This is a genomic window from Rhodococcus sp. NPDC058521 (assembly GCF_042719695.1).
Taxonomy (GTDB): domain Bacteria; phylum Actinomycetota; class Actinomycetes; order Mycobacteriales; family Mycobacteriaceae; genus Rhodococcus_F.
In genome coordinates, this window is record NZ_JBHXNL010000013.1 from 19,122 (window position 1) to 31,208 (window position 12,087).

Consider the following 12,087-nt stretch of genomic DNA (forward strand, 5'->3'; position numbering starts at 1 on the left):
ACCACTCACAGGGGGTTACGCCTTAGCGAACGATGTTGATCATCTTTCCGGGGACGACGATCACCTTGCGCGGCGTGCCGCCGTCCAGCAACGCGACGATCTTCTCGTCCGCCAAGGCGATCTTCTCGACGTCCTCCCGCGACGCGTCCGCAGGCGCGGTGACCCGGCTACGAACCTTGCCGTTGACCTGAATCGGATACTGGACCGTGTCCTCCACCAACCACTTCTCGTCGGCAGTGGGGAAGGGCCCGTGCGCCAGCGATGTCTCGTGACCGAGCCGGGACCACAGCTCCTCGGCCAGGTGCGGCGCGAGCGGCGCAACCATCAGCACGAGCGGCTCGACCGTCGAACGCGGAGCACCACCGGGGTACGCCTTGGTCAGGTGGTTCGTGTACTCGATCAACTTCGCGGCAGCCGTGTTGTCACGCAGGCCCTTGTAATCGTCCGACACTCCGGCGATCGCCTTGTTGAGAGCACGCAGCGTGTCCTCGGTCGGCTTCTCGTCGGTGACACGTAGCGCACCGGATTCCTCGTCGATCACGACGCGCCACAACCGCTGGAGGAACCGCTGCGCGCCCACGACATCCTTGGTCGCCCACGGGCGAGAAGTGTCCAACGGACCCATCGACATCTCGTACACACGCAGGGTGTCGGCGCCGTACTCGTCGCAGATGGTGTCGGGGGCGACGGAGTTCTTGAGCGACTTGCCCATTTTTCCGTACTCGCGGGCGACCTCGGCGCCGTTGTGGAAGAACTTGCCGTCGCGTTCTTCCACTTCGTCGGCGGGAACGTAGACGCCGCGCGCATCGGTGTAGGCGTACGCCTGGATGTAGCCCTGGTTGTAGAGGCGTCGGTACGGTTCGCTCGAACTGACGTAGCCGAGGTCGAACAACACCTTGTGCCAGAAGCGTGAGTACAGCAGGTGCAGCACGGCGTGCTCGACACCACCGACGTACAGGTCGACGCCACCCGGATCGTTCGCGCCGTGCAACTCGGGGCGCGGACCGACCCAGTACGCTTCGTTCTCCTTGTCGCAGAACACGTCCTGATTGGTGGGATCGATGTAGCGCAGCTGGTACCACGAACTACCGGCCCACTGCGGCATGACGTTGGTGTCGCGGCGGTACGTCTGGAGGCCGTCGCCGAGATCGAGTTCGACGTTCACCCAGTCGGTTGCCTTCGCGAGCGGCGGTGAGGGCTCGGAGTTCTCGTCGTCGGGATCGAAGGACACCGGCGCATAGTCCTCGACCTCGGGAAGCTCCACCGGGAGCTGCGATTCGGGCAACGCCCGAGCAGTTCCGTCGGCCGAGTACACGATGGGGAACGGTTCGCCCCAGTACCGCTGACGCGCGAACAGCCAGTCACGCAGTTTGTACTGGATAGTGCCGCGGCCCGTGCCCTTCTGCTCGAGGTACTCCGTGATCGTGGACTTCGCGTCCGCAACGGACAGACCGTCCAGCAGACCGGAATTCACGAGCGGTCCGTCGCCGGTGAACGCGGCTTCGGTGACGTCGCCACCGGAGATGACCTCGACGATGTCGAGACCGAAGGTGGTGGCGAACTCCCAGTCGCGCTGGTCGTGGGCCGGCACAGCCATGATCGCGCCGGTGCCGTAACCGGTGAGCACGTAGTCGGCGGTGAAGACGGGCACACGGTGTCCGTTGACCGGGTTGACGGCGTACGCGCCGAGGAAGACACCGGTCTTCTCCTTGTTCTCCTGGCGCTCGAGATCGGTCTTCGCCGCAATCGACTTGCGGTAGGCAGCAACGGCTTCCGCGGGCGTTGCCGCACCGCCGGTCCACCGCTCGTCGACCCCTTCCGGCCACTCCTGAGCGACCAGCACGTCGACCAGCGGGTGCTCGGGTGCCAACGTCACGTAGGTGGCGCCGTACAGCGTGTCCGGACGGGTGGTGAAAACCTCGATATCGTGCTCACCGGAGGTGAACGCGACCTGCGCGCCGTGCGAGCGACCGATCCAGTTGCGCTGCATGGTCTTGACCTTGTCCGGCCAGTCCAGGTAGTCGAGGTCGTCGACGAGGCGGTCCGAGTAGGCGGTGATGCGCATCATCCACTGCTGCAGATGCTTACGGAACACCGGGAAGTTTCCGCGGTCGCTGCGACCGTCGGCGGTGACTTCTTCGTTGGCGAGCACAGTGCCCAGCCCGGGGCACCAGTTGACCATCGAATCCGACCGATACACCAGGCGGTAGGTGTCGATCGCAGCCGACTTCTCGGCCGCCGACAGGCTGTTCCAGTCGCTGCCGTCGTCGAGCGTCCGCTCACCGGAATCGAGTTCGGCCTCGAGCTCCGAGATGCGGCGGGCCTTGCCGGCATCCTTGTCGTACCAGGCGCCGTGGATCTGCAGGAAGATCCACTGCGTCCAGTGGTAGAAGTCGACGTCGGTGGTCGCGAGGCTGCGTCGCTCGTCGTGCCCCAGGCCCAGACGCCGAAGCTGACGCTTCATGTTCGCGATGTTCGACTCGGTGGTGGTGCGCGGGTGCGTGCCGGTCTGCACAGCGTACTGCTCGGCGGGCAGGCCGAATGCGTCGTAGCCGAGGGTGTGCAGGACGTTGTGGCCCTGCATGCGGTGGAAGCGGGCGAACACGTCCGTGGCGATGTAGCCGAGCGGGTGACCCACGTGCAGACCCGACCCGGACGGGTACGGGAACATGTCCTGAACGAACAGCTTGTCCGCAGGGACGACCCCGTCGCCCTCGGGCGCGAGCGGCCCGACGGGGTTGGGGGCGTCGAACGTTCCCTCCTCGCTCCAGCGGTCCTGCCAGCGCTGCTCGATCTGGCCGGCGAGTTCCGCGGTGTAGCGGTGCTGCGGGGTCGCTTCGGACGGTTGGGTGGGCTGAACAGAGTCGGTCACTGTGGTCACTATCTACTGGGCTGACGTGAAATACCGTCAACCAGCGTAGAGCGTCCGGCCACCCGGTTTCACCTGCCACCGGCCCGGCGCCGTATCCTGGGCGGGTGTTGATTGTCTCCGTGGTGCTTCTCGTGCTGGCCGTCGTGCTCGGCGGCGTCGCCGTCGCCGGCCTCACCGAACGCTTGCCGCGCAACCGCTGGGCCGGCGTCCGAACCCCGGAGACTCTGCGTGACGACGAGACGTTTGCACTGGCCAACAAGGTTGCCGCCCCCACGATGCTGGCCTCGGGCGCACTCCTGATCATCGGTAGCGCGGCCGGCGCCCTTCTCGACGGCGCACTGGCGTTCGTGGCGGTCGGATTCTCGGTCGTCGCCGCGATCGTGACGGTCTCGCTCGGCGGCGTCCTCGGTGCCCGCACCGCAGCAGCCCTGCCTGCCCCCGAGCCCGGCGGCTGTGGCAGCTCATGTGGCGCCTGCAGTTTGAAGGATGCGTGCCAGCCGTCCTGATCGGCTGACACGAACGTCCGAGGTGAGTTCGCGCCGCATAGTCGACCCTGGGGGCGCGCTGTTCGGCCTGCTCCTCCCGGCGCTCGCCGCCGTCGGCGGCACCCTCCTGACCAAGATTTGGGAACCTCGACTCCCTGCGGAGATCGCCACTCACTGGACCACCACTTCACCCGATGGTTTCGCTCCACCGATGTCGAGCGCATGGGCGTTCGCGATCGTGATTCTGCTGATCGGCGGTGGGTGCTGCAGTTTCGCGTCCCTGGCGGGTGGCCAACTGTTGATCCGACGGATCATGTTGCTGATCGGCCTCACAGTCGTCGGCCTGACGGTCACGGTCCAGGTCACCCTCCTCACGGTGCAACTCGACGAGACATCTGGCGCCGACACAGAGCTACCCACCTCCGCGATGGGACTGGGAATGCTGATCGGCACGGCCCTCGGCCTCGTAGGAGCGGCTGCTCTCCGCGATTATCGAGTCCGCGTTCCCGCGACGAAGCGGCCCGACCCCGACCTCCCGCGACGCCCTACAAGCGAGCTACCGGTCACCGACGACGTGGGCTTCGGCGCGGTCGGAAGCGGGGTGCTGATCCTGCTCGTCGTCGCGCCTGCGCTGTGGCTGTCGACCGTCGTCGGAACCTGGTGGATCCTGGCCGTCTTCGTCCCGATTCTGCTGCTGATTCTCGCCGTTCTCCGTTTCCGGGTGATCGTGGACGGCTCGGGCATTCGGGTCGTCAACATGGGTATGACGTCGATCGCCTACGGAATCGACGAGGTCGAAGGGGTCCGGGTCGACGAAATCAAGCCGTTCGACGACTTCGGCGGCTGGGGCCTCAAGACCAAGGGGCCACGCAACTACGGTGTGGTCACACGCTCCGGCCCCGCCCTGATCCTCACCACCGCGTGCGGCGACCGACTGACTGTCACGAGCCCGAAAGCCGAGGAGATGGCCGGGGTGCTCAATTCGCTCGCCGACCAGCGTGCGACCTACCCTTAGCCACGTGAAGTTTCTCAACCGGTTCTATATCGACGGCTTCATTCTGGGGATCGTCGTCGCCGCTGTACTCGGTGGGCTGTTTCCCGCCACCGGTACGTGGGAGACGGCCCTCGACTGGGCAACGAAGATCGCGATCGGTTTCCTGTTCCTGCTCTACGGCGCCCGACTTTCGCCACGCGAGGCACTCGACGGCATCAAACACTGGCGACTTCACATGGTGGTGTTCGCCGCGACGTTCGTGCTGTTCCCGCTGATCGGTCTCGCACTGCGGTTCCTTGCGCCGAGCATCGTCAGCGACGATCTCTACACCGGCATCCTCTACATGTGCCTCGTGCCGTCGACTGTCCAGTCGTCGATCGCGTTCACGTCGATCGCCCGCGGCAATGTCGCCGGCGCGATCGTGAGCGCGTCGTTCTCGAATCTCGTCGGAGTGTTCGTGACTCCGCTCCTCGTCATCCTGCTGATGAACACAACCGGTGAAGCCGTCGTGGACGCGTCGTCGATCGTCGACATCGTCCTTCAGCTGTTGGTCCCGTTCCTGGTCGGTCAGTTGATTCGGCCGTTCGTGATCGACTGGCTCGGGCGCCACGCGGAGCCGACCAAGCTCGTCGATCGCGGCTCGATCCTGCTCGTGGTGTTCTCTGCGTTCAGTGAGAGTTCGAAGGAGCACATCTGGTCGGCAGTATCTGCCTCGCAGATCGTGGCGACGACCGTCGTGTGTTGCGTCGTGCTCGCATTCGTCCTTGCCGTCACGACGTTCGCCGGCCGGAAACTCGGATTTCCGCTCGCGGACCGCATAGTGATCACGTTCTGCGGTTCGAAGAAGAGCCTGGCCACCGGCCTGCCGATGGCAGCCGTACTGTTCGCCGGACAACCGGTCGGGCTGATCGTGTTGCCGCTGATGATCTTCCATCAGATCCAGCTCATCGTGTGCGCCGCCCTCGCGCAGCGGTTTGCCAAGCAGCATCCCGTCGGCGCACCGAGCTGACCTTCGCGGGTCAGGATTCCAGCATCCGCCACGCTGCGAGGCCCAGCTGAGCTCTCACGAGTCCCGCCGGATCGGTGAGATCGAATCCGAGGCTGCGCCCCAGCTGCTCGACTCGGCGCGCAACGCTGCTGTGGTGCAGGTGCAGAATTTCCGCGGACCGACGCAGTGAGCCGGTGGCGCAGTAGGCGTCGAGAGTTTCCAGATCCTCGCGGCGACCGACGAGTCCGGCCATCGCCGTGACGTCGGCATTCGCGCCCACCACCTCGGACGGAACGTGGGCCAGCAACGCCACCGCGCCCAGGTCTTCGTAACGAACAACCGGCTCACGTGTACTGGTGAACCGTAGGGCTGTCCGCGCCTGTGCCCACGCGCAGTCGATTCCGTCGGCGGCACCGATACCGGCACACACGCCCGCCGGGAAGCTGTCCGCTCGAAGAGCGGAGACCAGCACGACCCCCACACCCGCGACCGACGACGCCTTCGCATGCCGACCGGCACAGACGGCCGCACTCACTCGATCGAGCGGAATCTCCGAGCGGACCGCAGCAACTCGAATCGGGGCGCCGGGAGCGAACCCGAGGAGCCGCAAGGCGCGATCCCTCGCCGCGTCGTCGGTATCGGGGCTGATTGCCAGTTCGACGAGGGCCGGGTCGGCCATCGTCGTGTGAGCGGGCCCGTACCGTTCGACAACTGCAGCACATGCGATCGCCAACCGGTCGAGCAACACTTCGTCGAGGGCGACGGTCTCACCTGCACGTTCGAGCCACACGGACCCGATCTCCTCGTCGTCGAGGACGACCGGCGCCCGCAAGGATGCCGTCACCTCGGAGTCGGCGGCTTCGATTCCGTCCGGCGAAAAGCGCACCACCTTGCCCGTCGAGTGCAACGCGATTCCGACTACACAGTCCGCCAGACCCGCCGACGCTCGCGACAAAGCCGGCAGGTCCACCCGCCGACGCATCAGGGTGTCGTAGAACATCACGACGCGGAGAGTCCCCTCGGCCTCCGGATCGAGCCGAGAGAGCCGCACCACCAGTGCCTCCATGTTTCGAGGGTATGCGGCGATCGTCGCGTCCCGCAGCTGGAACGACCGACGAATGGCGGATGACCCAGATCACACGGGCCGCGAAGATGGTGGACATGAACCCCGAACTCGAAGCATTCCTGCCCCTGTTTCCGAATGCCGACCTCTCCGACCCACTCACCGCACGCAAGAACCTTGCGGAGTTCGCCGCCGGTGCGCCCGCAGTGGACACCACTGGTATGGACATCGAGGACCGCACCGTCCCTGGCAACCCGGACGTCCCGGTGCGCATCTATCGACCGCAGGCCGCACACGGCGCGATCGTGTGGCTCCACGGCGGCGGTTGGGTGATGGGTGGCCTCGACAGCGAGCACCCGTGGGCGAGCCGCATTGCGGCGAGCTCCGGCGCGACAGTCGTGTGTGTCGACTACCGGCTGGCACCCGAGAACCCCTTCCCCGCAGCCATCGACGACGCGTACACGGTATTGAAGTGGACTGCCGACAATGCCGAGGAACTCGGCGTCGATCCCGAATGCATCGCGGTAGGCGGCCACAGTGCGGGGGGTGGGCTCGCTGCCGGCGTCGCCCTCCGCAGTCGTGACGAGCAGGGACCACCCATCCGATTTCAGCTACTCAACCAGCCCGGACTCGACGACCGACAGGAAACCTGGTCGGCCCGCAATTTCACCGACGCACCCTGGATGAATCGAGACAAGGTCACCGCGGCGTGGAGTCACTACCTCGGCGGCGCACCCGCATCGCAGTACGCAGCCCCCGCACGCGCGGCCGACCTGTCCGGGTTGCCCCCTGCCTACATCGCGACGGCGGAGTTCTGCCCCAACCGGGACGAGGACATCGACTATGCGGTCCGCCTCCTCGCGGCAGGCGTATCGGTGGAACTGCATCAGTGGCCCGGCACCTTCCACGGTTCACAGGCCATCGTCTCGGCAGAGATCTCGGGCCGGCAGAACGCCGAACTGGGCGGCGCGCTGCAACGCGGTCTGGCGGGCTGATCCATGTCTGCCGACTCACCGAACAACGATGCATTCCGGCGTACCGCCGTCACCACGCTGGCTCGACCCTTCGTCCCCGGATTTGCCATGGTGATCGTGTTCCAGATCGTCGCTGCGCTGGCCGGTATCGCGCCGCTGCTCGCCGTTGTCGAGGTCGGACGGATTCTTCTCTCGGCCGAGCCGTACGACTCTTCTCGTGCGTGGACGGTAGTGACTCTCGGCGCACTCGGCCTGGTGGTGCGCTTGGTGTTCACCGCGGCGTCCTCGGGTGCAGGACATCTGCTGGACGACCGTGTGCAATTGTCGTTGCGCCGCCGATTGGCTCGTCACCTCGGCCGCGCTCCCATCGGTTGGCTCTCCGAAAAGCGTACGGGCGACCTTGCGAAAGTGGTGGGCGAAGACGTCGGGGCCGTCCACCCGTTCATCGCCCATGCTCCGAGCGAACTGGTGTCCGCGTTCGTGGTGCCCGCTGTCTCGTTGGTCTACCTGTTCACCGTGGATTGGCGCCTGACCCTCGTCACGCTGATCCCGGTAGTACTCGCCATGTCGTTGGTTCCCCTGTTGATGATGGCAGAAAAGCAGCGGGCGCAGACTGCATTCGACAGCGCGATGGGCCGGATCGCGAACTCGGTGGTCGAGTTCGTGGAAGGCATTGCCGTCGTGAAGGCCTTTGGAGGCTCGCAGCGCGCGCACAGCCGATTCATCGCTGCTGTAGACGATTTCGTCGACATCTTCACAAAGTGGGTGCGTGGTGTTTCAGGCGTCGCGGCAGGCATGTCGCTGGCGTTGTCACCACCGTTCGTCCTCTTGACGATCCTCACGGGCGGCGCAGTCCTCGTCACCAACGGCAGCCTGGACCCAGCAGATCTGCTTCCGTTTCTGCTCCTCGGACTCGGTCTCACAGCCCCGGTAGCGGCGCTCGGTCACGGTTTCGACGACCTGCAAGCGGCCGGTCGTGCTCTCGGGAGGATCCGAGACGTGTTGTCCGTCCAGGCGCTGCCCGATCCCGCGGACCCCCTCGTCCCCAATGGGCATCGTGTGGAGTTCCGCAATGTCACGTTCGGGTACACGGACGACCACGAGGTTCTCCGTGACATCGACCTGGTACTCGAGCCGGGAACCCTCACCGCGATAGTCGGTCCGTCCGGAAGCGGAAAGTCCACGCTGGCGGCCCTTCTCCCACGCTTCCACGACACCACTGGGGGCTCGATTCTTCTCGGCGGAGTCGATCTGAGAGAGATCGCTCCGCACGACCTCTACCGGAGCATCGCGTTCGTGTTCCAGGACGTTCGATTGCTGCGGACATCGGTGGCCGAGAACATCGCGCTGGCAGTGCCCCGGGCCGACATGACGGACATCGTTCAGGCCGCCCGCAGAGCCAATATCCATCAGAGAATTCTGGAACTGCCACGAGGTTACGACACGATCGTCGGCGACGAGGTTCGGCTGTCCGGCGGTGAGTCACAGCGTCTGTCGCTCGCACGGGCATTCCTCGCCGATACCCCTGTTCTCGTCCTCGACGAGGCCACCGCCTTCGCCGACCCACAGACAGAGGCGGCTGTGCGCCAGAACCTCCGCGCGAGCGGCGATCGGACGGTACTGACCATTGCGCATCGCCCGGAAACGATTGCCGATGCCGACAGCGTGGTCATGCTGCAGACGGGCTCGATCGCCGAAATAGGCACGCCTGCAGAGCTTCTTGCACGAGGCGGGGCATTCGCTGCGTTCTGGGAAGGGCAGCGAACGATGACTGACCACGACACGGCGGAGGGCGTCCGATGATCCGAATGATGTTGCGGGTGTTGGGTGACGAACACGCTCACCCGATGCGAAGGGCAGTTGCGATGATGACAGCGACGGCGGTCGCGGAGGGTGCATCCTATGCCTTTCTGGTGCCGTTGCTGACCGCGTTGTTCGGCGACAATCCGTCGGATGCTCGGCCGTGGCTGTACGCATTCGCTGTTGCTGTCGTGACCTACGCGGTATTGCGCTATCGCAGCGACCTTGCCGGATTTCGGGTGGGTGCCGCCGCCCTGCGGAGCATGTACCACCGCTTCGGCGATCACTTGGGCCGCCTTCCGGTCGGATGGTTCACGTCCGGACGTGTCGGTGAGGTCTCCGGACTCGCGAGCCGCGGAGTCCTCCAGGCGATGAGCATCTCCGCGCATCTACTCGCGCCGTTCGTCTCGGCGTGCGTCACCCCGTTGACGATCGTGGTCGTGATGCTCTTCGTCGATTGGCGCATGGGCGTCACGGCTCTGGTGGCGGCGCCGATAATTGCCCTGGTCCTGCGATGGACTGCTCGTGATCAGGCAGCAGCGGACACGGAACGCACCGAGCGGACGGACGAGGCCACCGGCCGGGCGATCGAATACTTACAGGCGCAACCTGTACTGCGGACCGGCGGGAGGACCGCCGAACGGTTCGAACTTCTGGACGATTCGCTGCGCGACCTGCAGCGAGCATCGAGGCGCTCGGTGGTGTCTGCCCTCCCGGGCGTGGTGGGCTCGGCGTTCGTCGTCCAGGTCGCCTTCACCGGACTACTTGTCCTCGGCACCCACCTCGCGCTCCACGGCAGCCTGGACGCCGCTGAAACGATGGCGATCCTCGTCCTGACCGCCCGCTGCACCGACCCGTTGCTGTCGCTCTCCGAGATCACCGGAAAGTTGAGGGCGGCGCGGCACGAGTTGGCGATGCTGGACGCGGTGTTTCGCACGGAACCGCTCCCAGAGCCAGCCGAGCCCGCGGTCCCGATCGACCACGACTTGTCTCTCGAATCGGTTACCTTCCGTCAGGACGACCGCACGGTGATCGACGATGTTTCCCTGACTGTCCCGGCTGGTCGACGTATCGCCATCGTCGGCCCGTCGGGTGCCGGCAAGAGCACTCTCCTGCATCTGCTTGCGCGGTTCTACGACGTGGACTCCGGCTCGGTCCGGTTCGGCGGCGTGGATGTGCGTGCGACGCGTGTCGACACCCTGACGTCACTGATAGCGCAGGTGTTTCAGAATGTCTATCTGTTCGACGGCACCATCGAGGAGAATGTTCGACTCGGGAATCCGGACGCCCCCGGTTCGGCGGTACGAGCTGCAGCGAGCGCCGCCCAACTCGACGATGTGATCGCTCGACTACCGGGAGGCTGGCAGACGAACGTCGGCGAAGGGGGAGCTTTGCTGTCCGGCGGAGAACGCCAACGTGTTTCGATCGCGCGGGCATTGTTGAAGGACTCGCCCGTCGTGTTGTTGGACGAAGTGACGTCCGCACTGGACCCGGTGAACGAACGCGCCGTTCACGAAGGTATTCGCCGTCTGATGCTCGGTCGCACCGTGGTCATGGTCGCGCACCGGATGAGGACGGTCCGAGACGCCGACCATGTCGTCTTCCTCGATCGTGGGCGGATCGTCGAATCCGGAACCCATGAAGAACTGCTCCTCGAGAGCGGTCGCTACGCCGATTTCTGGGCAGTGTCCACGTCACCGGTAGCAAGCGAGTAGAGAGGAAAGTTTTATGCGTAGAGCAGTTTTCGGATTGTGCGCCCTGGCAGCGATGGGTGGGGCCTTCGGGGCAGCGTCCCCCGCTGTCGCGCAAACCGGACAGAGCGGCGGCTGGTACGCCTCCGTGCGACATTGCGCTGATATGGGAGATTTTCAGGTTCGTGTCAACGGCTGGCGTGACTGGGAATGCTGGGTCGATTTTCCGGGAACTCCGGTCCCCGGTGCGCCTGTGCAACTGATGCTGTTTTCCTGACAGAAGGGGCGGAATCGACCAAGTTCGCGAAGACAGCCACAACCGATTCTTCGGGTTTGTCTCCGTCGGTGTACTCGAAGGTTCGATTCACCCGGATACCGGGATGGTCCGTACCAGTCACCCGGACACCGAGATCGGCAGTGGTACTGCCGATCTCCTTCGCACCCGAATCGTCGAACTGCAGCACCAGCGTCGTGTTGGATTCGGAGTAGACGTCGGTTCGGTGCTCCGAGCTCGTACAACCGCAGAGAGCTGCTACCACGAATACGGTCGCCGTACAGATGCCGACCTGTCGGCTCCTGCGGAACAGCGGAGTGATGTCAGCGACGGGCATGTCGGGTCTCCTGAACGAGTAGTGCTCCCGCCGTGAGCATTACGGCGACCACGAGATCGATGACGGGGGACGGGCCGACGTCGGCGCCACTACCGCGGCGCGCACCCATGAAGTCGGCCGCGGTTACGCCGTTCAGCACCGCGTACCAGAGGACGAGATAGACCGCTTGGAACACGCGTTCGCTACGTCCGATCGAACCGAGGAAAAGTGCGAGCGACGGGATGAACGCCACCGCAACGAGCCACGCCGCGACCCCGGCACCGTCCGCCGCGGTCAGCATTCGAAGGAGTGGTCCGGACCCTGCCAGGGTGGTGATGATCGCACCGACGCTCGACTCCGCTGCGAGTCTCAGGCGTAACGAGGAACCAGAACCTGTCAGGGCTGCGACACCGTACTCGACAGCATGGGTGCCCAGTTTCGACCACAGCAGGACGGGCCATAGCCACACCCCGAGCAGCACGATGCCGGTACCCCCGCTGGGGACGACCAGCGACACGGCCGTCACGCCCGCAAGCCCGAGCCACCACCAGCGTGAGACGCCTCCGAGCTGAATACGCAACTCGCCGAGCATCAGTCGGCCGTAAGGATTGCCACGTTCGGCGGGCGTCA

10 protein-coding genes are annotated in these 12,087 nt (G+C 65.3%); 7 read left to right on the plus strand and 3 right to left on the minus strand.

The window, feature by feature from the left end; all coding sequences use genetic code 11:
* Positions 1-22: 22 nt before the first annotated feature.
* Complete coding sequence (leuS, locus tag ACFWO3_RS17815) at positions 23-2,872, minus strand: leucine--tRNA ligase (RefSeq protein WP_378580147.1); 2,850 nt, start codon at positions 2,870-2,872, stop codon at positions 23-25.
* A gap of 104 nt (positions 2,873-2,976) precedes the next feature.
* Here leuS and ACFWO3_RS17820 point away from each other — a divergent pair, with 104 nt between their 5' ends.
* From ACFWO3_RS17820 to ACFWO3_RS17830, 3 genes are read left to right on the plus strand one after another with little or no spacing between them, the layout of a single operon-like run.
* A complete protein-coding gene (locus ACFWO3_RS17820; RefSeq protein WP_378580149.1) occupies positions 2,977-3,378 on the plus strand; it encodes an SdpI family protein in 402 nt (133 codons plus the stop codon).
* A 22-nt stretch (positions 3,379-3,400) separates the two neighbouring features.
* Entirely contained in the window at positions 3,401-4,372 is a 972-nt protein-coding gene (locus ACFWO3_RS17825; protein WP_378580151.1) for a DUF1648 domain-containing protein, read from the plus strand.
* Positions 4,373-4,376: 4 nt separating this feature from the next.
* Positions 4,377-5,360 carry a bile acid:sodium symporter family protein gene (locus ACFWO3_RS17830; protein ID WP_378580153.1) on the plus strand — a complete coding sequence of 328 codons (984 nt, stop codon included), beginning with the start codon at positions 4,377-4,379 and terminating at the stop codon, positions 5,358-5,360.
* A gap of 10 nt (positions 5,361-5,370) precedes the next feature.
* Here the strand turns inward: ACFWO3_RS17830 and ACFWO3_RS17835 are convergent, their stop codons facing one another.
* A complete protein-coding gene (locus ACFWO3_RS17835) occupies positions 5,371-6,405 on the minus strand; it encodes a helix-turn-helix domain-containing protein (protein WP_378580155.1) in 1,035 nt (344 codons plus the stop codon).
* 59 nt (positions 6,406-6,464) lie between these two features.
* Between ACFWO3_RS17835 and ACFWO3_RS17840 the strand changes: the two genes are divergently transcribed.
* Genes ACFWO3_RS17840 through ACFWO3_RS17855 form a run of 4 tightly spaced genes read left to right on the plus strand, consistent with a single transcriptional unit; the run spans position 6,465 to position 11,144 of the window.
* Positions 6,465-7,397, plus strand: a complete 933-nt coding sequence (locus tag ACFWO3_RS17840) for an alpha/beta hydrolase (protein WP_378580157.1) — start codon at positions 6,465-6,467, stop codon at positions 7,395-7,397.
* 3 nt (positions 7,398-7,400) lie between these two features.
* Positions 7,401-9,179, plus strand: a complete 1,779-nt coding sequence (locus ACFWO3_RS17845) for an ABC transporter ATP-binding protein (protein ID WP_378580159.1) — start codon at positions 7,401-7,403, stop codon at positions 9,177-9,179.
* Positions 9,176-10,891, plus strand: coding sequence for an ABC transporter ATP-binding protein (locus ACFWO3_RS17850; protein ID WP_378580161.1), 1,716 nt, complete (start codon positions 9,176-9,178; stop codon positions 10,889-10,891). Before ACFWO3_RS17845 ends, ACFWO3_RS17850 begins: the two co-directional genes overlap by 4 nt.
* 13 nt (positions 10,892-10,904) lie before the next feature.
* Positions 10,905-11,144, plus strand: a complete 240-nt coding sequence (locus ACFWO3_RS17855) for a hypothetical protein (RefSeq protein WP_378580163.1) — start codon at positions 10,905-10,907, stop codon at positions 11,142-11,144.
* A gap of 320 nt (positions 11,145-11,464) precedes the next feature.
* Here ACFWO3_RS17855 and ACFWO3_RS17860 read toward each other — a convergent pair whose 3' ends face one another.
* Positions 11,465-12,049 (minus strand): hypothetical protein, encoded by a 585-nt coding sequence (locus ACFWO3_RS17860; protein ID WP_378580165.1) that lies wholly within the window; start codon positions 12,047-12,049, stop codon positions 11,465-11,467.
* Positions 12,050-12,087: the final 38 nt, after the last annotated feature.